The organism is Nocardia sp. CS682 (assembly GCF_004634405.1).
GTDB classification, from domain to species: domain Bacteria; phylum Actinomycetota; class Actinomycetes; order Mycobacteriales; family Mycobacteriaceae; genus Nocardia; species Nocardia ninae.
In genome coordinates, this window is the sequence record NZ_CP029710.1 from 6,825,715 (window position 1) to 6,850,555 (window position 24,841).

Sequence of the window (24,841 nt, forward strand, 5' to 3'; positions counted from 1 at the left end):
TGGCTAATCGTATGGCGGAGAAGGGCAAACGGTTCGAGCGTGCGGAGCGTGCCAGATGGGACGCAGACGGATTCCGACCGAAGGGAACCCGCGCAGGATACGAACGAGACGCGGGAGACAACCACATTGCGCCGCGGGTGATCCAACAGTGCAAGCACACCAAGGACTATCGGTTTACGCAGTGGCTCGATGAGCTTGCCGAGCAGATGACCGAAGCGGGCGCAGAGGTCGGCATACTCACCGTGAAAAGGTCCCTACCGGGTAAGCCCCCGCTGATTCTGGATGTGATTCCGCGGCATGTCCTCGTGCTGCTACTCGAAAAATCCGGCTACGCACCGACCGGCAAGGGGGACCAGTCGTGAACCTCTGCGGGATGCCACACACGCGCCTGCGCGCACCCGGCGAAATCTATTTCATCGGGTCAGTCAGAGTCGAAGCGATCGGCGGTGAACGAGTCTCCGACACTCGCCATGACGTACCCGTACATCATCCGAGTTCGGTTCTGTGCGAAGGACATTCACGCTGGCTGGCCGAACTGATCGACCAGACCCCGGAGGTAGTCCGCTGGCTACGTGCCTGCGTTCGTCCCGGACCGGGACAACCGCAGGAAATCAAGCGCACATCCACCGATTCCGCGGCGCCCTGCGAGTTGGCAGCGATCGACGCAGCAGACCGGGAACTAGCCACCCTGGCACGCTGGGCCGGCCATGCCGGCGCCCCGGCCCCGGTCGGTGTCCGTCGCATCGGCGGGGAAGTACGCGGGTTCCGGTCGACCGACACACGCGCGGTGCAGCTGCTCGCACGATGGACCTCCGCAAGACTGTCCGCCATCGAAGGCTTCCCCTGGGTGCTGGACATGCTGCAAGAGATGACCGTGGTACGCGGCGCGCATCTGCGGCGGTGGCCGCTGGTGGATCAGGAAGCGGCATAACCGATGTGGCAGCAGTTCGAACCGGACTACCTGCACCCTGAACGGCCCGTGTGGGTGCGAGAACACGCCGCACGCAAACGAGTACGCAAAGGGCAAGCAACGCTATCGCGCTGGCGCACACAGGGACTCGTTACGCACCGCGGCTACGGCAAGAATCGGCAATACCTCGCAGCGACCCTCGATGCCGCGGCAACTATGAAATCCGCAAAGCAGCAGGCCACACGGTTTGCATAAGCGGATTGATATTCTGTAAGTAGTGCAAGAGAGAAACCCGAACAGGTTTCCCCTTGCCTGTTCCGGGACCTTAGAGGGCCGCATAAGTCAGCAATCAACGAACGGATCACCACGCACGTACGAGGCGTGAACGTGACCACCTGCGTAGGCAGACAATATCGACTATGCGGACCCTCTACACCGGTGATTATCGGCGAACACAAAGGCCGAACAAGGATGGCTCAGGCTCACGGAGCTTGAGAGCTGGCGGACTCCCTGCCAACGGTGGTGCGGGGCACGGTGGTAGTCGCGGCCGGCATTCAAACAACAGGTGCATAGCTCAACTGGCAGAGCAGGCGACTTTTAATCGTCGGGTTCAGGGTTCGATTCCCTGTGCACCTACAAACAGATAAATGCCCCCGGCAACGTGCTGGGGGCTTCTTGCGGTCTACGTAGAGCGGGGAAGCGCGATGGCTACCGTTGTGATGGTCGAGGGCACCGGTTCGCGTTCTAGCCGTCCTGATGGTCTGGGTCTGCTCTCCGCGGTAGCCGACAAGCTAGACCGCGGTATCGACCGGGTGAGCGTCGACTACCCCGGCGCCTACGGGTGGCCGATTTCCTACCATGATTCGCTGATCCGCGGCACGGCAACCGCTTTGGGCGCTATCGACCGTGCGCCCGGCCCGGTGTATCTCGTGGGCTACTCGCAAGGCGCAGTCATCGCGGGCCATTGTGCTGATCACTCGAAAGTTGAACGGACATACCTGATTTCGGACCCGCACCGACCACGGCGCCGCTACATCGGCAACGTAGACCCTGGCGGCTACGGCCTGGCCGGCGAAGTGTTCCGAGCGGGCCTGATGATTCACTACTTCGCCGCATCGGATGACCCGATCACCTCAGCGCCGCCCGACTCAATTCTGAGGTCGGTTGCCGACTTCACCCGATTCATGAGTCCGGACCTTGGCACGTGGCTGGCAAGCATCGACCGCACCATCAGGGAACAGGCATGGCAGAACGTCCAACGGCGCCCGCTGTCCGCACTGGACGAGTGGAGACGCGTCCGTGAAGCCGGCCGAGAACTCAGCCGCTACCCGCGGCGCCACATAGACCCCTACATCCGGGAGCACATACCCGGTACATCCCTGACGCCGTGCGAATGGATCGCGGCAAGCATCAACGAACTCGTGAGGACATCCCGGTGACACTGACCGACCCGCGGCTAGATGCCCTACGGCTTGCCATGACCGGTAAGACAGGCCAAAAGCAATGGGCCGCAATAGATCCTGACGCCAGCCCGCCTGTGCACGAGTTCGACACACAGGAGGAAGCCGAGACGCACGTAACCGACTTCGGTGGGAACGTATATCGCCGGTTAGGTCACGGTCTCGCATGGGAGCGTGTGCAGTGACGCAGATCGACCCGCAGAACTTCGCCCGGATGACGGCTCAGCCTGAGGTCACACCCGAAGTGCAACAACTCGCGAGTGTGCTGCGAGTAATCGAGGTTCCCTCACGAGGAGCCATGCCACCGATTCGATTCGAATTCCCAGAACCCACACGGGTAGCAGAGTCGCTGTACGCCAGGGGCGTTCGAGTCATCGACACCAACGCGTTAGACCCGGCCGGCCGCATCACGGAGATTGTGTCGGCCCTGCACACCGAAGATTGCGGACTAGCCGATGCACGCGAAATCGTGGCGCTGATCCTGCGCGGATTCACCGCGATGCAAGCCGTAGATCAAGTCAAGTTCGGGGGTGTTGATGGCGCACAACTGGCACACGAGACAACCTCGAACCCGTCTGCCGGCATCGCTTCGCCTGTCGATCATGGCGAGGGATCAACACCGCTGCCAGATCAGGGCTAACGGGTGCTTGGACGCCGCTACCGACGTAGACCACATCATCCCGGTATCTCGGCGTGGGTCTGATGATCCGAGCAACCTGCGGGCCGCATGTGCCCCGTGCAACCAGTGGTGGAACGTCCAGTGTCGACGGAAGCCGGCCAGCAAGAACAGGCCACGCGAACAACATCCGGGACGGATCAAGGCATGAGCGCAGACCTGTTCACCGAATGGTGTCAGTGCCCTGCCTGCGGTGTAGTCGGTCGACCAGAGATGAGCAGGTCGACACCGACTCTCGTACTACCGCTGTATGACGTGATCCGGCATTGCCAATGTGGTTACACGTGGGGCCAGTACTGGATGCCGTGACCCGGTCTATTTGATCCCTTCAACACGGTCGACGTGATTCCTTGCAATGACCTTGTCCAGCCGCTCAAGCTGAGCCCGAATGTGCGCCTTATGGTCTTCCGAGGTGTTGGGGTCTTTGAGCAGCTTTCGGAGCGTCTTACGTGCGCGCCTGACGGTAGTCCATTCCCATGTCCATTCGGCGAACAAGGTGAGCTGAACTACGACGGCGCCGAAGATGACGGCAACGGCTGGTGAACTGTACGTCAAGATCAATCCGGGCCAGGTGTCGACGCCGCCGAGATGCTGGGCAATCGACACCAGTGCAGTGCCGCCACCTGCACCGCCGATACCGGCATTGAGCTTGTCGCGGTTGGGTTTCGCGCGTCTCCTCCGTGGCGGGGATGCAGGCTCGTTGGCGGCAGCTCCATTCGAAGGAGCGGGTGGGCTCATTTCTCACGCCTACGGTCGGCATCCCTGATGGCGTTATTCAAGATCTTTTCGGCATCGCCAGGTATCTCGGGATCGAGCAACGTGTGTGAGTGGATCATGTCGACTTGCAGATTCACGTGACTCGCAACCCAGAGGATCAGCGGGCGTGATAGCGAGTACAAGACGCCAATGATGCCCACGATTAGGGCTAGCGTGTCGAACCAGTTATCCCTCACATCGCAAGGATAGGTACGAGGCAGCAGAACAGCCGTCCTGCAAACGAAGTACATGCGATGACTCGGTGTGTCGGCGGTGAGTCGTGGCCCCGGGGGTGACCCCCCACCCCGGGCCGGAGATCCAGCGTTCCGTTTAGCATTCCAGGGCCTGTACGGGTTCCAGGGTCGCGGGGCGCCGACCGAGGGAGTGGGGGTATGCCTCGTGAGGGGCCTTGCGTAGCGCGGTCGCACCACGGCCGGATAGCGGAACCGTCTATCATTCGCAAGTATGTTCGAAAAATGGCCGCAGCAGTTTGAGCCCTCGTTACGGCGTGTGGTGGAACCTCCGCGGCCCGTGCTGGTCGACTTGGGGCGGGCGATACCGACGCAACCAGCACGATTCGGCGCGAACAAGTTGCCGATGCGCATCAGGGCTGGCGGCCTGAACTTGGCCGGCTCTGTCCCTGGCCGGCTGCACGCGTGGGTATGTACGCGCGATGGGGTTTGGCTGGGCCTGGTGTCGTTCACGGTCGAGACCGGCAACGGACAAGGACAGCTCGATATCACGCAATGGTGTGTCGAGCAGTCCTTGTCGCCGGCCGGCCAGGGCTACCCGTCGCGGTCGGATAGCCAGCGCGCACCACGGGGCAATACCCGCGGACGGTAGCCCCGATTGATCGCGTGCCGGCGCAGGACGAACCGCGCGTGTGCTTGCTTGAGCTGGGCGCGCAAGTCGTCTGGGTTGCCGCCCATTGCCTTTACGTAGTCCCGCATTCGGTAGCTCATGAACTTCTACGACGCTGCCTGCTTGCGGGCCGTTCCCCGGGGCATGTAGTTGTCCTGTTCATGTCCTGCCGCATCGGAAAGGGGTTGCGATGCCCGGACCGGTACCGAAGCGCTCTGATCAGCGCAGGCGCAGAAACAAGACCAACCTAACGAGGGGAGCGGCTGGCCATATGGCCGAGATTCCTGCGGCCGACCCGGATTGGCACCCGATTGCGGTGCGGCTGTGGGACGCGCTGACATTTTCCGGTCAATCAGAGTTCTACGAAGCATCGGATTGGGCTCTGGCCTACAGCCTGATGGACGACCTATCCGCCTACAAAAGTGCCGATCGTCGCTCGGCTCAGATGCTGCAAACCATCTACAGCACGTTTGAGCGCCTGTTGATCGCTGAGGGTGACCGTCGACGCGCACGCATGGAATTGGAGCGTGGCGAACCGGATGTGTCGGAGCGCGACGAAAAGATTGCCATTATGGACCGATACCGAAGGGCGGGTACGGACTAGCTGTATTCACAGCCAGGCCCAAGTGGTGGTGGTTTAAAGTCTTTCGGCCATGTAGTGGAAGGTCCGTACAAGACATCACCGAAGATTATTCGAGATAGTTCATTGCGCTCCAATCGGGCACCGGCCAGTTGTGTACAGTTGAATATCGAGGCACCAAGAAAGATCGTGTCCGCGAAAGCTGACCCATTGAGATCAACGCGGTCAATAAAAGCGTAAGTCAGATCCGCCTTGGTGAATACCGTGCGTACCATGCTACTGTTGGTTATCCTGGCAGCACGCAAATTGGCATTCCCAAACACTACGCCATCCAAGGATGATCGCGAAATTTCTGAGCGATACATGAACGCGCCCCTCAGGTCAGCGTAACTAAGATCGGCATCACGGACCACTAGACCGTCGAGGTTAGCGCCTATGAGTTTGGCGCCGACGAGACATGTTCTGGAGAGGTCAATGTTATCGAGGCTGTCCTTGCTGCGGCGCCCGATCACAGTTAGTGCGGACTGCACATCTTCAGGCGGCTTCTTAAGGCGAGCTTCGCTCTGATCGTCGGGGCGGCATTCCGGCCGTCGTTGAGCATGGGTGCGGATATAGGCGCTGATCGTTTCAAATATGACCTGCCTGTCTCGTGGAGAGTCGATCGTAAGGCGTTCAAGTTGATAAATGGCTCCCAATCGCACATCAACCGATTCGTTTCCTAGCTGCGTTATTGCTTGTGCGAAACGGTTAGTTACTTCGGTTCTTTCCGTGATCCCGTATTGCTTGTTGGTGACTACAAGAGTCCCAGCGGTGAACCACAACCCGCCTAGGACGCCAGCTGCTGCAACTACAGCTCCGAGCTTGAGCCAGCCATCCCAAACCAGCATGGCGTGGATTGCTCGTCCAATCCGGCGAATGGTGGGCGGCTCTGGCTGGGGCGCAGGTTCCGGACTTGGCTCTGGGGTTGGGCGGCGCAATCCAGTGACCCGGGACAGTCTACGGCGCGGCGCTGGTGGTTGAGGAGGGGTGGGCACGACTCCATCGTCCTCTAAACGGCTGATGCCGTGGGGGTTTCATGTGATCTGACTGCAAAGGGGGTGATGATTTGACTAGCCCTCTAGCGGCAGTGCGCACGATTGACGACTACGTACCGGCTGAAAACCGGACACTCGGCTGGATTGCGGCGCAATGGATGACCGAGAATCTGCTACAGCCGGACGGACCGAATGCCGGCCAACCCTTCGAGCTGACACGCGAACAACTACGAATCTTGTTGCGTTGGTACGAACTTGACGACACGGGACGTTTCCGCTACCGGCGCGGAGTATTGCGCCGGATGAAGGGCTGGGGTTGAGGTAAGGACCCGTTCACCGCGGCAATCGTGTGGTTCGAGTCGTTAGGACCATGCCGATTCGATCGTTGGCATCCACTTGGATTCCCGATCGGCAAGCGTCACCCCGCGGCGTGGATTCAGATTGCCGCGGTGTCGAAAGACCAGACGCGCAACACGATGACGTTGCTTGCGCCGATGTTGAGCAAGGCCACTCGGGCGAAGTTCAAGGTTGACCCGGGTAAGGAAATCATCTACTTCGATGGTGGCCGAATCGAAGCGGTGACCAGTTCGCCGCTCGCTCTTGAGGGTGGCCGGCCGAGTTTCGTTGTGCTGAACGAGACGCAGGGATGGTTACGCACGAACAACGGCGTGCAGATGGCCGCGGTGATCCGTCGCAATCTGGGCAAGAGTCGTGACGGTAGCGCGCGGTCGATGGCGATTCAGAACGCGCACTTGCCGGGGCTTGAGTCGGTAGGTGAGTCGGATTATGAAGCATTTCAACGTGTTCGGGATGGATTGGCGGTCGATACCGGCGTCTACTACGACGCAACCGAAGCGCCCGGGGACGTTGACCTAAAGTGCCCTGATTCGCTGCGTGCGGGCCTCATTGCTGCGCGCGGTGATTCGCTCTGGTTGGACGTGGATCGACTCGTTCAGGAAATCCTAGACGGGGTAACGACTCCGGAGGAATCGCGGCGGTTCTACCTCAATCAGGTTGTGGCCGCGGCTGATGCGTTGGTTGCGCCGGCCGAGTGGGACGGGTGCAAGACAGATGACCGGTTGAAGCCTGGTGACGAGATCACTCTAGGTTTCGATGGCGGAAAGTCTGACGACGCAACGGTTTTGATCGCCTGCCGGGTGTCGGATCGGTATTTCGAGCCCATCCGCATCTGGGAGAAGGGCGAAGGCTTCCGGGACGAGATCGACAGGCTTGAAGTCGATGACGTTGTGCAGTGGGCGAAGTCGACCTATCGGGTGGTCGCTTACTTCGCCGATGTGCCCTTGTGGGAATCCTACGTCGACAAGTGGTCGGAAGACTTCCGAGATGACGTGGTAGTCAAGGCATCCCCGCATTCGGCGGTTGGGTGGGACATGCGCGGCGGGCTGAAAGAGTCCACACGCGCGAATGAACGTCTTGTCGCGGCTATCGCTGACGGTGTGGTCAAACAATCGGGGCATCTGGTCTTTCGGCGTCATGTGCTCAATACGCGGCGCCGGCTGAATGCCTATGGCGTTTCGTTCGGCAAAGAGCACCGCGAATCGTTGCGGAAGGTCGATGGCTACGCCGGAATGCTGCTCGCTGATATGGCACGCGCCCGCGTTATCGAATCGGGTCGAATGCTCGGGGATACAAAGGTGTTGGTGCTGTGAGTTACGAAACGCTAATACGAGACGTTTACAAGTTCAACAAGGATCGCGACAAGCTCAAGGCATACCACCAGGGCTGCAAGCGACTGGCCGCGCTGGGCGTGACCCTTCCGCCCGAAGTGCGGGTGTTGGAAATCGTCGTGAACTGGCCGCGCCTGGTCATCGAAAGCCTTGAGGAGCGGCTAGACGTTGAGGGGTTCCGGCTTGCTGGTTCCGACACGACGGATCAGCGGTTGTGGGGGTGGTGGCAGGCCCGCGACATGGACAACGAATCCTCGTTGCTCCATACGGAAACCTTGATTCAGGGGCGCGCGTTCTCCATCGTAGGTAACCCGGTTACGGGCAATGACCCTGCGATTACGGTGCATTCGGCTAAGGGCATGGCGATGCACCTTGACCCGCTCACCGGGGAACCTCTCGAGGCGCTGCGCCACTACACCGATGTTGACGATGTCGATGCCGGCGCGCACTACACGCCGAACACCACGGAGTATTTCAAGCGGGGTACTGGCGGCTGGCTGCGTCACAAGACCGTGAACCACAGGCTAGGCATGGTGCCCGTTACGCCGTTCGTCAATCGCGGGTTGATCGACGCTCGCGAGGGTGAATCCGAGATGACCGATGCCATGGTTTTGACCGATGCGTGCTCACGAACGCTGACCAACCTGCAAATCTCGCAAGAGTTGGTGTCGATTCCCGGCAAATGGGTGATGGGCGCAAGCGGGACGGACTTCGTAGACCGGGACGGCAATATCGTCCCGCGCTGGCAAGCCTATATCGGTCATGTCCTGGCGATATCCAACCCGAACGCCAAGGCCGGCCAGTTCGCCGGCGCGGACCTCAGAAATTTCGTGGAGGTGGTCAACCTCTATGCGCGCCTGGTGTCTTCGCTGTCGGGCCTGCCGGCCGCGTTCCTTGGGCTGACCACAGACAACCCGCCAAGTGCCGAAGCGATCACCGCATCTGAGGCGCGGCTCATCAAGCGGGCCGAACGCAAACAGCGGGCCTTCGGTGCGAGTTGGGAACGCACGATGAGGGTTGCTATGCGGCTGGCCGGCGTATCGGGCGGTGAACGGCTGGAAACGGTGTGGCGTGACCCGGCAACCCCAACGCTCGCGTCCAAGGCCGATGCCGCAACCAAGCTCGTACAGGCCGGCATTCTGCCGGTGGACATGGCCCTGGAAATGATGGGGTTCTCGGCCGAGCAACGGCGCCGTGCCGCTGAATTGCGCATGGACCCAACCCTTTCGGCGGTTGGCCTATGACGCCGGGTGCCTATCGGCTGGCGTTGGACGCAATCATGGTGGCGCTGGGGTTAGCGGTGCGTCCGTTGGTCCGGTTGTTCCTGGCGGACCCGACACCGCAAGCACGGGCAACGCTGGTCGATCTGCTCACGCCGCACATCGTTGAGGCGCGCCGGCAGTCGTATGAGGCTGCGGTGGAGTTCCTGAGTACCCAGCGCGCAGCACAAGGTAGACGGGGCGCCGCGATCATTCCGGAGATTCGGCCCTACGAGCCGGCATACACCGATCGCGCGATTGTCAACGTCTTGCAGAACTACCCGCATGAACCCGAAAGCGCCTTGGTTGCAACGGTTGTCAAACACGCCGAACACGCCGCGCGAGCGGTTCCGCGGGACTCGGCAGAGCTGTTCAACGCGGGCGCTTCGCCGGCCGACAACCCTGCACGGCTGCAACTGGTTCGAGACGAGCCGGCCGACAAACGCGCTGATGACACCGCCGATGAGTACGAGGCCGACGAGGACCAGGACGACTACGAGGACGAGGCCCGCGACAACGAGGCTGAGGACGACGACGAGGACCAGGCCGACGAGGACGAAGACGAGGACGGCGCGCAGGGGTGGGCACGGATGCTCACCGGGCGCGACAACTGCGCGTTCTGTGTCGTCTTGGCTAGCCGCGGCGCGGTCTACAGCTCTCGTGAAGCGGCCATCGAGGGCGCCACAGGCGAGGAGTACCACACCGGTTGTGACTGCATAGCGGTGGCGGTTTTCGACCGCGACACCTGGCCGGGCTGGAAAGACGCCCGACGCTTGGACGCGCTGTATCGGGAAGCGACCAAGACACACCGAAATACCAACGGCATCAATGCTGTTCGTCGTCTGCTCGCTGCGCGATCAGACGCACTTGTGGCCGACTTGCGTTCGGCTGCATGACCTTTCGGCCCTGGAGGCCGGCAACTCTTGATAGCTCCGGAGGCTCACATGCCCGAACCGACTACAGGCGTGCCCACTGCACAGACCCTTGACGATCTGCCGGACTGGGCGCGCGACGAAATCAAATCTCTCCGTAAGGAATCGGCCGGCTACCGAACCCGCGCAACCGAAGCCGAACAGGCATTGGATGCCGCGCAGACCGCGGCTACCGCGCAGGTGACTGCGTTCGAAACGCAGATTGCCGAACTGGAATCCACGCGCACGGCCCTGGAGGCTGACAAGGCGCGTACTCAGCTCGCGATTGACCGCGGGTTACCGCTGACCGTGAAAGACGCAGCCGGCGAATCTGTTTCGGTTACGTCCTTGATTGTCGGTCAGACCGACGACGAACGCGCCGCTAGCGCGAATGCCCTGGTGGCACTGCTCGGCAGCGGCGCGGATTCAGTGCCCCCTGATCCTGCGCAGTCTGCGGCCCCGGTGGCTGATTCACGCGCGGATCTTGCCAACGCGTTCTTTACCGCGGCGGGCGCTGAGTAACTCACTTCATTCGAATAGAGGAACGTTATGCCTCCTGTTGGCGCAACAACTTTCGCGGGCCTCGATGCAAAGGGCATGGTCCCTAAGCCGCTCGCAACCGAAATCATCAAACGTGTGCAGGGCGAGTCGGTTGTACGCCGGCTGGCCGGCAAAACGGCAATGCCGCTGCACGGTGGCGCGGTGACCGTACAGACCGGCCACGTTCAGGCCGGCGTGGTCGGTGAGGGACAGAAGAAACCTGTCACTCGAACCGACTACAACACCAAGGCAATCAAGCCGATCAAGGTTGCCGCGCTGACCTATTTCAGCAAGGAAACCCGAATCGCGAACCCGCTGGGCGTGCTGGAGAACATTGCCGATGACATGGTCGGTGCCATCACCCGCGCTTTCGACCTGGCGGTTCTGCACGCTACCAACGCGGTGACCGGCCCGATTGCCGGCGTCGAGTGCGTCAACCAGACCACTCAGCGCGTGGAGTTGGGAACTACGGCGAAGGCCGATGGTGGCCTGTCGACCGACCTTTCCAACGGTCACGCCCTGGTTGAAGACAACTGGGAATACGGCGATTTCACAGGCTTTGCCGCAGATCCGCGGCTCAAGCAGAAGCTTCGCACCGCGCACGACGTGCAGGGCCGGCCGATCTATCAGGATGCGGTCAACCTCAAGGACGGGTTTGCGAACCTGCTGGGCTATGACGCTGCCTACGCAAAGACGGTATCGGGCCGCTACGTCGGTGGCGGAACCGACAACAAGGTCCGCGCTTTCGGCGGTGACTGGTCTTCGCTCAAATACGGATTCAGCGAGGAACTGACTATCTCGCGGTCGGATCAGGCGACCATTGACGACAACGGAACCTTGGTCAATCTGTGGCAGAACAACATGGAAGCGTACTTGGTCGAGGCAATTTTCGGCTGGGTCATTCCGGACGTGAAAGCCTTTGTGGCCTATGACGATGCGGTTGCGTGATGCCGCGGTATCGGAACATCGAAACGGGTGGGGTCATCTCCTGCGATGCGCTCGATTGGATGGGGTGGGAGCTGATCACCGATGGTGACAATACCTCCGGGTTTGGCGACGTCGGACGACGTCCAGAAATGGATGGGCCGGCCGCTGAGCGAATCGGAAAGAAACCTGTCGGGCGTCCTCGTGGAAGGCGTAGCGCGCAAAATCCTAGCTCGGATACCGAATCTCGCTGATCTGCTCGCCAAGGGCCGGCTAGACCCCGAAACGGTCGTGATGGTGCAAGCGCTGTCGGTGTGCCGCGTGCTGCGTAACCCGGACGGCTACCGAACCGAATCGGCGGGAACGTTTTCCTACACCGTGGATTCGCGCGTAGCCGCTGGGTTCCTCACGATTCTGCCCGATGAATGGCGTGATCTGGGCGTGGACCTTTCCGCGCAGATGAAGCCGGCGACGGATGGATACCTGGCGACGCGCCGGCCGCAGTGGGGTGACCCGTCGTGGTGGTTCCAAAACGGTTGGCCTGCTTGCGATCAGCTGGCGGACCGGTGCGGATTCGGGGGGTTCTGGTGAACATCACCCGCGGTGTGATGGTGACAGTGTGGCGGCGCGGTCCGGGCGGCAAGTTCGGTGACGGTGGTTCGTTGGTCGATCACGAGATCGGCCCGTGTCTTATGGAATTCGGGCCTACCGATGACGTGGACGGCGGGCCGGCCGCGGGCGATGACTTCCGCACTGCGGACTACGCCGATGGCCGGCTGTACGCGCCGGTTGGTTCCGATGTTCTGGCTACCGATGTGCTCGAGGTCGAGGGAGTGCGCTACCGGGTGAAGGGCAAGCCCAACGTCCAGCGGTACGCGCGCTCGAACCGCCCGACGAATCTGATCGTGCGGGTTCGGGAGGTCACGGGGTGAGGTTCAAGCCTGATTCGGCCGGCCTGGCGGCATATCTCAAGACTTCCCCGCACCTGCGTTCGATTCTGGTCGACAGGGCCGAAATCGTCGTTGCGCTGTATCGAGATTCGCTCACGCGGAAGACGGGCCGCAATGCCCGCGAAGTCCGGGTGTTCACGGCTCTCGGTGGCGCGCGGCGAGATCGGCTCATGTCGGTAGTCCACGCCTACAGCCCGTATGCGGCATTTCGTGAGTGGGGCACCAAGCGCAACCCGGCTGAGCGTGGCCTACGGGATGCGCTGCAACAGTTGGGTGAGTTGTGATGTGGCCCGACAGCGAAGCGGTAGTGGTCGCACTCTTGGACCCGATTGCATACGCGGACACCGTGATTGACGAGAAGACGCCGTTGCCGTGCTATCAGGTCAATCGTGTCGGTGGCACGGATGACGGGGTGACCGATCGGCCGGTGTTGCAGGTAGCGGCATTCGCCGCGACCAGGGCGCAGGCGTGGACGTTGGCCGAGCAGGCGCGTAGGGCAATCCTGACTTCCCCGGGAACGTCGGTGGCCGGCGTACTGGTCGACAACGCGCAAACGGCGATCGGTCACCAACAGATACCCGAAATTGACCCTGATGACAGGCGGGTCATTTCCTCGTATGTGCTCTCGTTCCGGGAGCTTTCAACCTGATTGGTAGGTGGTTGCGTTGGTCGCAACGACTTTCGAAACACTCTCTGATTTCAAGAACGAGTTGATCCGCAAGCACTTGAAGGGCGCTGTCTTCCTCGCGGCTGACTCGGTTGCGGTCCCAACTGCGTTCACTGCGGGTGCCACTGCCGAGTTGCAGACGCTCCCAACCGGTTACGAATCGCTGGGCAAGTTGGCCGTCGAGGGCGCACCGAACTACACGCCGGAAATCGAGACATCGGCTATTGACTCGTTCGGTGATCTGGAATCCTCGCGTGAGGACATCATTTCACGCAATACGACCATCGAACTGACGCCGCACGAGACCCGGAAAAAGACGCTTGAGCTGTACACGGGTGCGGATCTGTCGAGCGCGATTCCGGACCCGACTACCGGTGAGTTGTGGATCAAGGAACCGACCACCCCGGGCGCGAAGTTCTACCGCTATCTGCATCTGGGCGTGGACGGCGCAGGGGATCACGCTATCTACATCTGGCGGATTGCCCCGCGGTTCCAGATCACCGGAGTCGGTGCACAGCAGGCCACGCGTGAAGGCGCGATGGCCTATCCGCTCACCGGAAAAGCCAAGGTGGACAGTCAGCTTGGGTTCGCGATTGCGTGGGCCTTCGGCGGGCCGGGCTGGAAGCCGCTGCTTACCAAGATGGGTTGGACTGCGTGATGAAGACGTTGATCAACTCCGCGGGCCGGGAGTACCGCACTGATTCGGCGGTAGAGATCGTGAATTTGCAGGCGCAGGGTTGGCGGCTCAAGTCTGAGGCTGCACCCGATGCCAAGCCGGAACCGAAACCAGTAGCTAGGAACGAGGGTAAGAGCTGATGATGCCGGAACAGATCACACCGGGTGTGGACCTGTGGGAACAGTACTGTCGGGATGCGCTGGGGGCGGACTACACGGTCCCTGAGCCGTTCGTTATCCCGCTCACCCCGCCGATTGTGATTCCGATTCCTGAGAGCGTTGCCGATCGGCTGGCGCTGACCGAGCGCGTCAACACCCTCGATGAAGTGCAGTCCGATACCCAGCTGGTGAAAGAGTTCTTCGGACTGTTCCTGTCTGACAGCGACTTTGAACGGTTCTGGGCCGCGGTCAGTACCAAGCCGCCGGCTGTGCTGTCCAAGCTGTTCGCTGACCTGCAAGCGGCGATCATGCCGGCCGTCCCGGGTAAGGGTGCCGGTGATGTCGCGGGGGGTATCGAAGGCTTGTCGGGCTGATCGGGCGGTTCGGTGAGTCTATCGAGTACGACCTACAGCACTATCTGAGCGTCGATCTGCTCGATTTCTTTCGGGGTGTACGTCCATGGCCTCAACTGCTGCGATTGCTGCGCAGGCTTCCGCCTGAGTCGCAATACCGCTCGGATCAGGCCATGGACGAAAGCCTGGCGAAAATCTGGGCAGACCAGTACGACGCTGACGCGGCCGACAAGCCGGCGCCCATCACCCCGCACGGGTATTCGCGTGACACCAAACTGTTGGTGACTCTAATCAACCACATCAAGCGCCTAGAGGCGACATTGCTTGCGGTGCACGGGAATAAGCCGGGACCGATGAATCCCATACCGCTTCCGGTGACCGCGTTCGAAATCGAGCTGTTGCGCCGCGATGATGCCGCGGTGGATGACGCATTGTCGCGATTGGGTGTCGCGTGAGGACATAGAAGGGGGTGGTTGCGTGGCTACGACCTATCACGGTGGTTCGGCCGAAGTAACCATTCTTCCCGATGCAAGCAAGTTCTTCCGCAAGCTTCGCAATGACTTGCGAGATGAAAACTTCACTTACACAGTCGAACTCAAGCCCAACGCGGCGAGCTTGCGGAATCAGATCCGCGACGCGCTCAAAGGGTTCGAGCCGAAGATTCGTCTTGACGCGGACATGACCAAGGCGCGCGAAACCGTGCGTGCGTGGGCTGAGATCACCCGTCCGAAGATCAACGTTGATGTCCGCATTGACGCGAATTCCCTTCGCAATCAGTTGAACTCGGCAGACCGCTACGTCGATGCAACCTGGCGCCTGGACATGGAGAACGCGCACCTGAGGATGCGCGAGTTTCAGCAGACGTGGACCTACATCGACACCACGTTGCGGCTCGACATGATCAATGCGCACCTGAGGATGCGTGCGTTTGCTGCGCAGTGGCGCAACTTGGATGTCTCGGTCAATCTCGATCTGGCCGCGGCACTTGCCCAGATGGCGGCATTGCAGCGTGCGTTAGGGGGCCTGGGAGGCACGAACCAGGGCGTACAGAACCTGGGTACCTCGTTGGCCGGCCTGGCTAATCCTGCCGGCCTGGCGACGGTGGCGATTGGCGCGCTGGCCGCAGTGTCGATACTGCCGCTGATCGGCCAGTTGGCGCACGCCGCGGTTGCCTTGGCCGCGCTCGGGCCGGCCGCGGGCGCAGCGTTCGCCGGCATCGGCGCAGCGGTAGCGATTGCAACCAGCGGAGTCGGGGAAGCGTTCCAAGCGGCCAGGGCCGAGAGCGAAGCGGCGGGCAAGGCCGGCGAGCAAGCCGCCAAGGCCCAAGCGCAGGCGCAACGTCAACTTGCGAACGCGGTGGACTCGGCAACTCAAACTCAAGAACAAGGTGAACGGCGCATCACCGCGGCCAAGCGCGCGGCCAAGGATGCCGAAGACGCGCTTACCCGTGCCCGCAAAGCGGCAACCGAGCAAATGCAGGACTTGCACCTGGCCGTCACGGGCGGGGCGCTGGATGAGGAATCGGCACAGATTGCGGTGGACCGCGCACGGGACCGGTTGGCCGAAGTCAACGCGTTCGGGTCCGGTGCCAGCTCAACAGACCGGCGAGAGGCTGACCTCGCGTATCGGCAGTCAATCCAGCGACTCAAAGAGACGCAGGAGCGCAACGGGGATCTACGCGAGGAACTTGCCGCAAGCGACAAGGCCGGCATCGAAGGATCAGACCTCGTTGTTCAGGCCAAAGAGCGCCAGGCCGACGCCGAAACCGCGGTGAGTGATGCGGTCAAGGAAGCTGCCCGTGCGAATATTGCTGCGGCACAACAGATTGCCGACGCGCAACAGGCGGTTGCCGACGCGTTCGAGGCTGGCGGGGACGCGGCCCGCAAGTACCAGGAGAAGCTAGAAGCGCTGTCGCCGAATGCCCGCGACTTCGTGAAGCAGGTTCGCGCGCTCGGTGATGACTGGTCGCGGCTGCGCAACAGTGTCCAAGATGCCGGGTTCGCCGGCCTGGGTGACTCGGTCACCCGCCTGGCCGACGCTCAGCTACCGACCTTGCAAACCGGCCTGACCGGCATTGCCGACGTGCTCAACGGTGGTATCCGCAGAGGGCTGGACTTCCTGTCCACCGAAGGCGCCCGCCTTGATCTAGAAACGATCTTCAACAACACCCGGGAAGCCGTGCGTTGGCTGGTCGATGGGCTGGGGGAGTTGGGCGGCATCCTCTGGGATGTCGCGGTAGTCGGCTCCAAGTTCCTGCCGGGACTCGGCAAGGACTTCGCAGACACCGCGGGTTCGTGGCGGGACACGATTCACCAGATGCGCGAAGACGGCTCGCTGGAGACGTTCATAGGCGACGGCATCGAGAAGGCCGGCAAGTTTCTCGACATTCTCAAGAACCTCGGAAAGTCGATCACCAGCATTTTCGTCGGATCGAACGAGACCGGCGAGACCTTCCTAGACGGATTGCAGGACAAGGTACAAAAGCTCGCTGACTGGCTGGGTTCCCCGGAGGGACAGCAGGCCATCCGAGACTTCTTCACCTACGTGAAGAACGCTGTAGTCGGCATCAGTGAGGCGATCAAGACCGCGGTCGAGTGGGGCGAGAAGATATCCGGCCTGCTCGACAAGATCGGCGGTTCCCCGTTCGCGCAGGGCATCGAAAAACTGTTCGGGGACGACAAATCCGCGGGCGAACGAGTCCTAGGCGCGGCTCAGCTGACCGGCCCCGGTGCCGCGGCAACGCTGGGTTGGGGCCTGATCGGGGACAAGGTAGGCGAAGCCAAGGACGCTATCGGCGGTTTCGTTGAGGACACGGGTAGCTGGTTGTCGAGCTGGGGTGAAACCCTGTCCGGCTGGGGCACTTCCGTAGGCCAGACCTGGGACGAGTTCACCGGGAGCATTACCGATGGATGGGACAACAAGATCCGGCCGGCCTTCGAGCTGTTGAAGTCCGACGGGTTCGGCGGTGTCGCAAGCGCAATGCTGGATCAGATCACCAACGGCGCAGTCACCAACTGGAAAGCTTTACCGTCCGAAATAGGCAGTGGCGTAACCGATTTGGTCGATCGCGTGTTCCCTGGGTTCAAGGACAGCCTAGGCAAGGTGCGCGATTTCTTCGGCGAAGTCGTGACCGCGGCAAAGGAACATTGGCAGGGCCTGAAAGACGCTGTGCGAGAACCCGTCAACTGGGTGATCAACACCGTGATCAACGGTGGAATCGGCAAGGCGTGGAAGCAAGTTGATTCATTCCTAGCCAACCGTCTGCCGGACTGGGCCGACGTTCCCGGGCTTGCCCGCGGTGGCTTGATCCCGATGGAGGACGGCGCGCAGGCCGGCAAAGACTCGGTTCTGAGAAATCTGATGCCGGGTGAGTTCGTGCTCAGCGTTCCCGCGGTGCAAGCGGCCGGCGTCTCGAACCTGGCCGCGTTCAACGCTGCGGCGTTGGGTGGGTCTGCCCCGTCGCCTGAGGGTCTGTTCGCCATGGCCGGCGGTGGTGAGGTCACCCGCGATGATCCGGCATGGGTAGCGTTCAAGCGCGGCCATGATTTCGCACGAGCACAGGACGGAAAGCCGTACCAGTGGGCCGGCCCGACCGGTCCCGGGAGTTCGTTCGACTGCTCGGGCTTCATGGGTAGCGTTGCCGCTGAAATCCTGGGCAAGGACCCCTGGCAGCGGTATTTTGCAACGTCATCGTTCACCCCGGCTGGCGGACCGCTCGGATTCGTTCCGGGGCTTGGCGCCGGCCTGTCGATCGGTGTCTACGACAACCCGGGCGGGCTAGGCGGTGGACACACCGCGGGCACCCTGTCCGGCATCGAGGGTTTGCCGAACGTCAACATCGAAAGCGGTGGTGGCGGTGATGTCCAGTACGGAGGCTCCGCGGCCGGCGCCGCCGATTCACAGTTCCCGTGGAAGTTCCACCTTCCCCTTGTCGATGGTGCGTTTGTCGATCCGGGGCCGGGCGCAACGGGTGCAGGTGATCAGCGCGGCTTCATCGCTCGCAAGGCCCAACAGCTCTACGACGGGTTGACGGCGCCGCTTGCGGAGCTGATCCGCTCAAGCGCAGATACCCTGCTCGGCGGTACCGGGGTGAAAGAACTCCCGGGAGCGGTTTTCGAGGGCCTGCGTGCGGCTGTGCGCGATGAAATCGGTTCGCGCATAGATGGACTCACCGACAGCATCGAGGGTCTGTACGACAAGGTGAAGGGCGTAGCCGAAGCGGCTAACCCGCTCAACTGGATACCGAGCATTGTTCGCGACCAGGGCGGAGTCCTCAAACCTGGTGCGTCGCTTGTCTACAACGGGACCGGCGCGAACGAGTGGATTCTAAATCCGGAGTGGGCCGCGAGGATTGACGAGTTGGTGCGTGCCCTGTCCGGTCAGCCGACCACACAGCCGGACATCAACTACACCCCGGAAAGCCAAGACCGTGCAGCGCATCAGGTTCCGAACCCTGCGCCCCCGGTGGATGCGGCGCCGCCTGTGTCGGACAAGTGGGCGCAGCTCGGGCAGTCGTCGTTGTCGAAGGTCGAGGCATTCGCAAAAGAGAACTGGGCCGGCATGGCTGAAAGCCTGTTCGCAGGGGTGATCGGGTCGGCCCCGACAACCATCAACGCAGTGGATGTCGAAGGCGCGTACCGAGAGATGAGGCGCCGAGAAAACATGCGCCGTACGCGCTACCGGGTCCGTGTCTGACGAGCTGATTGTTTTGGGGTGTGTTGGTCATGAGTCGATTGTTTCGCAATGGCCGCGCGCAAGTCGTGTTGTGCGGGCCGGGTGCACAAGGCCCGGTCTGGAACATGACCGATGGTGATGAGGGTGTGTTGTTGTTGGAGGGTTGGTCGAATATCTACGACCCTCCAACAACGAACCTGTTTCGCCAAGGCGCGCGACAGGAAGGCGCTACCTGGCTGGGTGCGGTGGTCGAACCGCGGAAATTCGAACTACCCGTGCATGTTTCGCAAACCAAGATGCTTGGGTGGCGCTCGGTCAACGATGCGTTTTTCGAATCGTTGGTGTTCGAGGAGCGTTCCCGTATCTACGTGATCACCGAATTTTCCGGCTATTGGTGGCTGGACATCCGCAAGGACGATGTCGAGGAAGCCGTCTATACGAAGGACCCTGCGCTACGTGGTGCGCAGCTGTACCGGATTCCGGTGGTGGCTGAGTATCCATGGTGGCGGGGAATGGATGAGGAAGTGTTGTGGCTCAACGGCAAGCCGGCGCCCAAGATCCGCAATCGCGGCAACCGGCCGGCCTGGTGCAAGCTGATCGTTAAAGGCCCTGGCGTGTTGCAGATCCCGGACGGTGACGGGCGGATCGTGACGTTGCCGAAGTTGAAGGCCGGCCAGATTCTCCGGGTGGACACCGATCCGGACCAGCGAACGATTATCGCGGTGAACCCTGAGGAGAACTTGTTTCGTGCGATGGGCGCCAACAGGTTTCGGAAGCCGATTGCCAAGCGGACCTTGTTCGATCTGTCGGGTATTCGCTTCATCGAGGGCAACGCAGACTCGTCGGTTGTGATCCGGATCGAGCCGAAGAATCGGGGGCCTTGGTGAGCACTGCAACTCTCGATGACCGATTGATCAACGATCGGCTAGGCATCGTGTTCGACCCTGACCACGTCAAGCCGGGACCGTTGGACATCGACGCCGCGGCGCAGTTGTTCGACATGTTGACCCCGGACCCGCCTATCGGAGAACGCGCACAGTTCGAAATAGTCGTCTACGACAAGTATCTCAATGCGCTCGGCGAGATCAACAACTACACCTCAGCACAAGTTGAGTTCGTCTGGAATCAGGTTGGCGGCGGTGAGATCACCATTCCCGGTGATCACCCTTTCGCGAAACTGTGCATGACCGCAGATCGAACGGTGGTCCCGATTACGGTGACCTACAACGGTAAGCGCTGGTCGGGACGTGTGGACATGGCGACCCGCAAGGGCATCAAGGGCCGCAAAACGATCACTCTGACGCTGGTAGATGATTACGCCTGGTGGCACGCGATTCTTGCCTACCCGCAACCGTTTTCGATTCCGGAGATTCAGTTTCCCCCGCAGGACATCATGATTGCGCCGCTGCGCACACTGATCTACTGGTACGCGGCGCGGAACGCATGGCGGTTGGGGCTTCCGTTCACGTTTCTGCCCTACGACCTTTTCCGGGACACTACGCCGTGGAAAGTCGGCATGGCGCGGATGCCGAACCTTGACGAACTGTTTGCCCAGTGGCTCGAGGAAGAGGACTGCAAGCTTAATATCTCGTTGTGGCTACCCGGTGATCCGCAACCACATCCGGACCTGTATCTGACGCGCCCGCAATACATCGTGCAAGTCATCGACCGACCGAAGACGGGCGGCATCATCAATACGGGAACGTTCCTTGACGGACTGGCTGACGCTATCGGCGAGATGATCGCCGGATTCATTCAATCCCTAGGCGGGTTCCTGATTCCCGGGTTGGCCGAAGCGCTGGACGGACTGCTGAGACGAACTGAAATCCCGTGGGTGATCTGGTCGGAAGATTCCAGCGGCGTTGCTGACGCTGAGGTTACGGTCAAACATCCGCTGTACCACAGCGTCATTGTGGGTGGAAAGTCGCCAACGTGGGTGAACAAACTCATTGATCTGGCCGCGGAGATCGGCGTCAACATCATCTTTGCGCTGTTGTCGCTGACTGTGATCAACGGGGTAGGAACGTTGATCGCGGGAATATTCCACGATGTTTTCATGGCCTTTCAGCGTTTCGTGAACTGGGTAGCGAAGGCTGAGCTTGGGCCACTCGGGTTCCCTGAGGGATTCGTTAACTCGGGTTCGGCCTATACGTTCGCAACGGTGCAAGCCGGCAATAAGGGTTTGTTCGACGGACGCGGGCAGCGATCGGCGAAACTTCAAGTGATGGACGGATATCCGTTCCTGGCATTCGTGGACTACGAAGTTGGCGTGGTCTGCGGGTGGGAAGACGAAGGCGAAATCTTCTTTGACCGAGTCCATTCGGTAGCCGTGGAGGACACACGCAGTGATCGCGTGATGGTGTCCACCGTGATCGGAGACGACAAAGTTGATGAGGAACCCGGCGCCAAGGGCCTTCGGCTGGCTAAGAGCCTCAACGAGGCTGTGAACATTCTAGCTGTGAATTGATGGTGAAATCATGCTCATTACTCGTGCGAAACTGAACGAGGTAAAAGCATTCTGCCGGAGCAAGAACGGACTTCCCTACGCCTACGGCGGTGCGTTCTCCGCGTCGGACCCGTGGGCTTCAACCGACTGTTCGGGCGCGGTGGCCGCGGTGGCAGCGATGCTGCAAGGTCTGTCGCCATATCGGCGTTACGGCTCAACCGAGACATGGCGCGTCGCGCGTATCAACGGCACGCGTCCGTTGAACCTGGTTCCCGCGGCCGGCGCCTGGGACGTGCCGGCCGATGCGATTCTGAAAGTCGGCTTCCAGCATGGCGGCGGCGGTGAGTACTCACACACCGCGTGCACGCTCGATGGTATTGCGTTCGAGTCCCGCGGCACCCCGGGAGTTCTCTACGGCGGGTCCGCGCGGCACTGGAACAACCCTCTGTTCCATGACTTTTGGTACCTGCCGGCCCAGATCGTTGACGGGCCGGGGGATGCGTCCGCGTTCCCGCTGCCCGATGGGTATTGGTACGGCCCGTATGAGGGGCCGGAACAGTCGATCAGCGGTCGGTCCGGCGAACCTCAGGCATGGATTGACGGGTTGCGCCGCTGGCAGATCGCGGCCGGCGTCGAAGGTACCGGCGTCTACGACAACGCAACCGCAGACACGGCCCGCGCCATTCAGGGCGCGAATGGCTTGGTTCCCGATGGGCTGATCGGCCCGCGGACTTGGGATCTAGTGATTGGAGATGACGAAATGTCTTGGAGCGAAATGATTCCCACTCAGTACAACGCGCGTGGGGAGGTCGTGCGCGCCGATGGCAGCAACGGCCCGAACACCAAACTTCCGGCCTGGGAACTGCTCTCGTGGCTCGATGGCCGCGTTGCCCGCAACGAAGGCGCCGTCGCCGACGTTAACCGCAAGCTCGATCAGGTGCTTGCCCTGCTGAACGGAAAGTGAAGCCATGCCCGATTTTGTAACCCCTAGCCAGGTCGCGCACCCGTGGCAGGCCACCGTACGCACGGTCTTTGCCGTCGTTGTTGCACTCGTCTCGCTGATCCCGGTCGTTGCCGTGGCGGGCGGAATCGACACGGCGCCGGCCGTTGCTCAGGTGATCGCGGTGTGCGCCGCGGTGACTCGGATTCTCGCGCTGCCTGGCGTGAATTCCTTCCTGACCGAGTTCCTGCCGTTCCTGGCCGCTGAGCGGCAGTAACCCACCCATGTTGACCCGTTGCCGCTGAATCGAGATACGAGGGGCCTGTATGTACACGCTGGAACGAACCGCACGCATCATCTTCAATTTCAAAGACCTGTGGAACGTGAGGGACAGCGGTAAAGCCATCCTCGAATATCTCGATGACGCGGTGACGGTCAACATCCCCGCGTACAAGGGGGACAAGGGCGACCAGGGCGAACCAGGGCCGGCGCCGGTCTACCGCGGCAGCGTCGCGACCGAAGCGGATTTGATCCCGATCGCGGAACATCTGACCAATTCCGAGATCGGGCATTGGTGGGGCGTGAGCGGGTCTAGCGCCGGCTGGATCTGGAACGGCACAAGCCTTCTCAAGCGAGACAACTGGATTGGCGCCAAGGGCGACGCCGGCCCCATGCCGACCCTGACCGGTGGCACATTCAGTTCCGGTCCGAACCCGGGCGGCTCCATCGTGCAGGTAAGCCCCGGCGCCTATCAGCTCAACGTCGTATCCAAGCAAGGCGACCGGGGCGCGAAGGGGGACAAGGGCGACACGGGGCCGGCCGCGTCGATCGCATCCGCATCCGACTTCGCCCCCGCGGCCGGCGTACAACCCGGCGACGCGATCATCCGCCGTGCTGATGGGACCTATACGACTGGCCCGAATCTGGGCTTGCCGATGTACACGATTCAGCCCAACGTGTTCGCCGCGGCCAACGTGACTGTCGGCAGCACCACTACACGCGTGCAGATTGCTCAAATCACCATCCCTGCACAGACTTTCGCGTGGCGCCCATCGGTGGCCGGCCGCGTACGTGTCCGGGGCGGGGCATCAACTCGCGTCGACATCGAGGTCCGTCACGGCAACCCGGATACCGGCTTGCAGGTCGGCTACGGCATGGGCATGTTGCTGACGAGTGGACTCAACGGTGTTGCACATCCGGTGATGGTCTGCACGGAGTTCGGGGGTAACGAGCCTGTAGACCCGTCAAAGAGCATCGGCAAGATTGCGGCCGGCGTAGAGGCGACGTTCTACGTTCACGCCGTAAAGGTCGAAGGATTCTGGGACGCATGGTTGACATACACAGAGCACGCGACACTTTCAGTCACCTGCGTGCCGACTGCGTAAGGGGCGATTGGTGAACGCAATCACCGACAACATAGCCGCAATCCTCGCAGGACTGGGCGCACTGGTCGCGGCATGGTATGCGCGCCGATCACAGCACGAGTCGAACAAAAGTGCCGATTGGCAGGCATTCGTCAAGACGCAGGCAGAACTACTGATCAAGCCATTGCGTGACGAACTCGATGCAGCCAAGCGCGACATTGCAGAGTTGAAGCGAAACCTATCAGACCGTGAAGACTCGCTAGCACGTTCGCGATTCGAGTTGCGCGAAGCCATCCTATTTATCAGGGCCTTACTCGCGTTGCTCACGGATAGGAAGGTGAAGGCGCCCCCGCTGCCCGAAAGTATTGAGAGGCGTATAGAGGATGGAGTTTAGCCCCTACACTCTGGAAGCCGCCGACCAAGCGCGGACCAGCCTGTTCGGTGGTCTTGAACAGACCTGGAACTCAACCAACGGCGCAACCGAAACAACGATGCCCCGCATGAGCGTGACATTGGACCCGTTCCAAGTCGGGACCATCGAATACTGTCTGATCAGAGCCAAGCGCAACGACGTCTACGACTCCATCACAGCAATATTCGGCAAGATGGACACTACCGCCGCATTCGCCTTGGCCGCATTCACAGTCGATAGATCCGTTGCCGGTGGCAGGCTCAAGCTTGCCGGTAAAACCAAGAACCTGGTCGACAAAGCAACACGGACTCCGACCGAGATTCGTGAGCACATCGGAAACCAGATCGAAGTGAAGACCGGCGAATACTACTGTCTCGCGTCGCTCCTGCTGAACTACAACACGGTTGGTGACTATCCGATTGTCGGTATGGGCAACGTCTCGGGAAAGTTGCCGGCATCCGTGGATTCGGATTTTCCATTCATGTACGGATTCAGGAACACCGATACATGGGACTTCCCGGACAGCGTTGACATGTCGACCCTAGCCACGTCGACCAAGGCGCCTTGGTTGGCGTTCTCCAAGATGCCGAAGGGATGAACCG

Annotated in this window: 29 protein-coding genes and 1 tRNA gene; 28 read left to right on the forward strand and 2 right to left on the reverse strand. The window is 61.2% G+C overall.

Translation table 11 applies throughout. The annotated features are described in order from the left end of the window. The first annotated feature begins 11 nt into the window (after positions 1-11). From DMB37_RS30775 to DMB37_RS30795, 6 genes are all read left to right on the forward strand, one after another. Entirely contained in the window at positions 12-362 is a 351-nt protein-coding gene (locus tag DMB37_RS30775; RefSeq protein WP_135235667.1) for a hypothetical protein, read from the forward strand. Positions 363-373: 11 nt separating this feature from the next. Continuing rightward, positions 374-931, forward strand: a complete 558-nt coding sequence (locus DMB37_RS30780; RefSeq protein WP_135235668.1) for a hypothetical protein — start codon at positions 374-376, stop codon at positions 929-931. Between the two features lie 542 nt (positions 932-1,473). Continuing rightward, positions 1,474-1,546 (forward strand) — tRNA-Lys (locus DMB37_RS30785). 68 nt (positions 1,547-1,614) lie between these two features. Beyond that, positions 1,615-2,349, forward strand: coding sequence for an alpha/beta hydrolase (locus DMB37_RS30790; protein WP_167768991.1), 735 nt, complete (start codon positions 1,615-1,617; stop codon positions 2,347-2,349). Positions 2,350-2,551: 202 nt separating this feature from the next. Further along, positions 2,552-3,010 carry a hypothetical protein gene (locus DMB37_RS40750; RefSeq protein WP_167768656.1) on the forward strand — a complete coding sequence of 153 codons (459 nt, stop codon included), beginning with the start codon at positions 2,552-2,554 and terminating at the stop codon, positions 3,008-3,010. After that, positions 2,973-3,197, forward strand: coding sequence for an HNH endonuclease (locus DMB37_RS30795; protein ID WP_240771728.1), 225 nt, complete (start codon positions 2,973-2,975; stop codon positions 3,195-3,197). The genes DMB37_RS40750 and DMB37_RS30795 overlap by 38 nt, the downstream gene beginning before the upstream one ends. A 164-nt stretch (positions 3,198-3,361) precedes the next feature. Here the strand turns inward: DMB37_RS30795 and DMB37_RS30800 are convergent, their stop codons facing one another. Further along, positions 3,362-3,784, reverse strand: coding sequence for a hypothetical protein (locus DMB37_RS30800; protein WP_206055041.1), 423 nt, complete (start codon positions 3,782-3,784; stop codon positions 3,362-3,364). A 1,150-nt stretch (positions 3,785-4,934) separates the two neighbouring features. On the opposite strand from DMB37_RS30800, the gene DMB37_RS30805 reads away from it, so the two are divergent. Continuing rightward, a complete protein-coding gene (locus DMB37_RS30805; RefSeq protein WP_206055042.1) occupies positions 4,935-5,267 on the forward strand; it encodes a hypothetical protein in 333 nt (110 codons plus the stop codon). On the opposite strand, the gene DMB37_RS30810 is transcribed toward DMB37_RS30805, so the two are convergent. Continuing rightward, positions 5,264-6,130 (reverse strand): pentapeptide repeat-containing protein, encoded by an 867-nt coding sequence (locus DMB37_RS30810; RefSeq protein ID WP_135235671.1) that lies wholly within the window; start codon positions 6,128-6,130, stop codon positions 5,264-5,266. The two genes, DMB37_RS30805 and DMB37_RS30810, sit on opposite strands and share 4 nt — an antisense overlap. A gap of 239 nt (positions 6,131-6,369) precedes the next feature. Here DMB37_RS30810 and DMB37_RS41030 point away from each other — a divergent pair, with 239 nt between their 5' ends. The 21 genes from DMB37_RS41030 (at position 6,370) to DMB37_RS30910 (ending at position 24,837) form a co-directional block, all read left to right on the forward strand. Beyond that, positions 6,370-6,597: a hypothetical protein gene (locus DMB37_RS41030; protein ID WP_206055043.1), complete on the forward strand. Its 228-nt coding sequence runs from the start codon at positions 6,370-6,372 to the stop codon at positions 6,595-6,597. A 129-nt stretch (positions 6,598-6,726) separates the two neighbouring features. Then, the gene (locus tag DMB37_RS30815; protein WP_206055044.1) at positions 6,727-7,947 is read left to right on the forward strand and encodes a hypothetical protein; all 1,221 of its coding nucleotides are present in this window, start codon (positions 6,727-6,729) and stop codon (positions 7,945-7,947) included. Then, positions 7,944-9,209, forward strand: coding sequence for a phage portal protein (locus DMB37_RS30820; protein ID WP_167768992.1), 1,266 nt, complete (start codon positions 7,944-7,946; stop codon positions 9,207-9,209). The genes DMB37_RS30815 and DMB37_RS30820 overlap by 4 nt, the downstream gene beginning before the upstream one ends. Continuing rightward, on the forward strand, positions 9,206-10,120 hold the full coding sequence (locus DMB37_RS40755) for a hypothetical protein (RefSeq protein WP_167768993.1): 915 nt from the start codon (positions 9,206-9,208) through the stop codon (positions 10,118-10,120). Before DMB37_RS30820 ends, DMB37_RS40755 begins: the two co-directional genes overlap by 4 nt. A gap of 48 nt (positions 10,121-10,168) precedes the next feature. Next, positions 10,169-10,657: a hypothetical protein gene (locus DMB37_RS30830; RefSeq protein WP_135235674.1), complete on the forward strand. Its 489-nt coding sequence runs from the start codon at positions 10,169-10,171 to the stop codon at positions 10,655-10,657. A 27-nt stretch (positions 10,658-10,684) separates the two neighbouring features. Beyond that, complete coding sequence (locus DMB37_RS30835) at positions 10,685-11,623, forward strand: phage major capsid protein (protein WP_135235675.1); 939 nt, start codon at positions 10,685-10,687, stop codon at positions 11,621-11,623. 102 nt (positions 11,624-11,725) lie between these two features. Further along, the gene (locus tag DMB37_RS30840) at positions 11,726-12,190 is read left to right on the forward strand and encodes a Gp19/Gp15/Gp42 family protein (RefSeq protein ID WP_167768994.1); all 465 of its coding nucleotides are present in this window, start codon (positions 11,726-11,728) and stop codon (positions 12,188-12,190) included. Continuing rightward, a complete protein-coding gene (locus tag DMB37_RS30845) occupies positions 12,187-12,531 on the forward strand; it encodes a hypothetical protein (RefSeq protein ID WP_135235677.1) in 345 nt (114 codons plus the stop codon). Before DMB37_RS30840 ends, DMB37_RS30845 begins: the two co-directional genes overlap by 4 nt. Continuing rightward, entirely contained in the window at positions 12,528-12,833 is a 306-nt protein-coding gene (locus DMB37_RS30850; RefSeq protein ID WP_135235678.1) for a hypothetical protein, read from the forward strand. The genes DMB37_RS30845 and DMB37_RS30850 overlap by 4 nt, the downstream gene beginning before the upstream one ends. Positions 12,834-12,895: 62 nt before the next feature. Continuing rightward, positions 12,896-13,198, forward strand: a complete 303-nt coding sequence (locus DMB37_RS30855) for a hypothetical protein (RefSeq protein ID WP_167768995.1) — start codon at positions 12,896-12,898, stop codon at positions 13,196-13,198. A gap of 16 nt (positions 13,199-13,214) precedes the next feature. Next, on the forward strand, positions 13,215-13,874 hold the full coding sequence (locus tag DMB37_RS30860; protein WP_135235679.1) for a hypothetical protein: 660 nt from the start codon (positions 13,215-13,217) through the stop codon (positions 13,872-13,874). A 157-nt stretch (positions 13,875-14,031) separates the two neighbouring features. Beyond that, the gene (locus tag DMB37_RS30865) at positions 14,032-14,424 is read left to right on the forward strand and encodes a hypothetical protein (protein ID WP_135235680.1); all 393 of its coding nucleotides are present in this window, start codon (positions 14,032-14,034) and stop codon (positions 14,422-14,424) included. 152 nt (positions 14,425-14,576) lie between these two features. Then, positions 14,577-14,858 carry a hypothetical protein gene (locus DMB37_RS30870; protein WP_135235681.1) on the forward strand — a complete coding sequence of 94 codons (282 nt, stop codon included), beginning with the start codon at positions 14,577-14,579 and terminating at the stop codon, positions 14,856-14,858. 22 nt (positions 14,859-14,880) lie between these two features. Then, the gene (locus DMB37_RS30875; protein WP_135235682.1) at positions 14,881-19,098 is read left to right on the forward strand and encodes a hypothetical protein; all 4,218 of its coding nucleotides are present in this window, start codon (positions 14,881-14,883) and stop codon (positions 19,096-19,098) included. A 29-nt stretch (positions 19,099-19,127) separates the two neighbouring features. Then, the gene (locus DMB37_RS30880) at positions 19,128-19,964 is read left to right on the forward strand and encodes a hypothetical protein (RefSeq protein WP_135235683.1); all 837 of its coding nucleotides are present in this window, start codon (positions 19,128-19,130) and stop codon (positions 19,962-19,964) included. Beyond that, positions 19,961-21,544, forward strand: a complete 1,584-nt coding sequence (locus tag DMB37_RS30885) for a hypothetical protein (RefSeq protein ID WP_135235684.1) — start codon at positions 19,961-19,963, stop codon at positions 21,542-21,544. Before DMB37_RS30880 ends, DMB37_RS30885 begins: the two co-directional genes overlap by 4 nt. Positions 21,545-21,554: 10 nt before the next feature. After that, the gene (locus DMB37_RS30890) at positions 21,555-22,487 is read left to right on the forward strand and encodes a peptidoglycan-binding protein (protein ID WP_135235685.1); all 933 of its coding nucleotides are present in this window, start codon (positions 21,555-21,557) and stop codon (positions 22,485-22,487) included. 4 nt (positions 22,488-22,491) lie between these two features. Continuing rightward, a complete protein-coding gene (locus DMB37_RS30895; protein WP_135235686.1) occupies positions 22,492-22,740 on the forward strand; it encodes a hypothetical protein in 249 nt (82 codons plus the stop codon). 49 nt (positions 22,741-22,789) lie between these two features. Further along, entirely contained in the window at positions 22,790-23,848 is a 1,059-nt protein-coding gene (locus DMB37_RS30900; protein WP_135235687.1) for a hypothetical protein, read from the forward strand. Positions 23,849-23,858: 10 nt separating this feature from the next. After that, entirely contained in the window at positions 23,859-24,221 is a 363-nt protein-coding gene (locus tag DMB37_RS30905) for a hypothetical protein (RefSeq protein WP_135235688.1), read from the forward strand. Further along, entirely contained in the window at positions 24,211-24,837 is a 627-nt protein-coding gene (locus tag DMB37_RS30910; protein WP_135235689.1) for a hypothetical protein, read from the forward strand. The genes DMB37_RS30905 and DMB37_RS30910 overlap by 11 nt, the downstream gene beginning before the upstream one ends. Positions 24,838-24,841 lie beyond the last annotated feature (4 nt).

Coding starts and splice junctions, on each gene's coding strand:
- DMB37_RS30805 (WP_206055042.1), top strand. CDS start 4,935: ATGGCCGAGATTCCTGCGGCCGACCCGGATTGGCACCCGATTGCGGTG.
- DMB37_RS30890 (WP_135235685.1), top strand. CDS start 21,555: ATGCTCATTACTCGTGCGAAACTGAACGAGGTAAAAGCATTCTGCCGG.
- DMB37_RS30895 (WP_135235686.1), top strand. CDS start 22,492: ATGCCCGATTTTGTAACCCCTAGCCAGGTCGCGCACCCGTGGCAGGCC.
- DMB37_RS30810 (WP_135235671.1), bottom strand. CDS start 6,130: ATGCTGGTTTGGGATGGCTGGCTCAAGCTCGGAGCTGTAGTTGCAGCA.
- DMB37_RS30775 (WP_135235667.1), top strand. CDS start 12: ATGGCGGAGAAGGGCAAACGGTTCGAGCGTGCGGAGCGTGCCAGATGG.
- DMB37_RS30880 (WP_135235683.1), top strand. CDS start 19,128: ATGAGTCGATTGTTTCGCAATGGCCGCGCGCAAGTCGTGTTGTGCGGG.
- DMB37_RS30900 (WP_135235687.1), top strand. CDS start 22,790: ATGTACACGCTGGAACGAACCGCACGCATCATCTTCAATTTCAAAGAC.
- DMB37_RS30835 (WP_135235675.1), top strand. CDS start 10,685: ATGCCTCCTGTTGGCGCAACAACTTTCGCGGGCCTCGATGCAAAGGGC.
- DMB37_RS40755 (WP_167768993.1), top strand. CDS start 9,206: ATGACGCCGGGTGCCTATCGGCTGGCGTTGGACGCAATCATGGTGGCG.
- DMB37_RS30780 (WP_135235668.1), top strand. CDS start 374: ATGCCACACACGCGCCTGCGCGCACCCGGCGAAATCTATTTCATCGGG.
- DMB37_RS30830 (WP_135235674.1), top strand. CDS start 10,169: ATGCCCGAACCGACTACAGGCGTGCCCACTGCACAGACCCTTGACGAT.
- DMB37_RS30870 (WP_135235681.1), top strand. CDS start 14,577: ATGGACGAAAGCCTGGCGAAAATCTGGGCAGACCAGTACGACGCTGAC.
- DMB37_RS30790 (WP_167768991.1), top strand. CDS start 1,615: ATGGCTACCGTTGTGATGGTCGAGGGCACCGGTTCGCGTTCTAGCCGT.
- DMB37_RS30910 (WP_135235689.1), top strand. CDS start 24,211: ATGGAGTTTAGCCCCTACACTCTGGAAGCCGCCGACCAAGCGCGGACC.
- DMB37_RS30800 (WP_206055041.1), bottom strand. CDS start 3,784: ATGAGCCCACCCGCTCCTTCGAATGGAGCTGCCGCCAACGAGCCTGCA.
- DMB37_RS30795 (WP_240771728.1), top strand. CDS start 2,973: ATGGCGAGGGATCAACACCGCTGCCAGATCAGGGCTAACGGGTGCTTG.
- DMB37_RS30865 (WP_135235680.1), top strand. CDS start 14,032: ATGATGCCGGAACAGATCACACCGGGTGTGGACCTGTGGGAACAGTAC.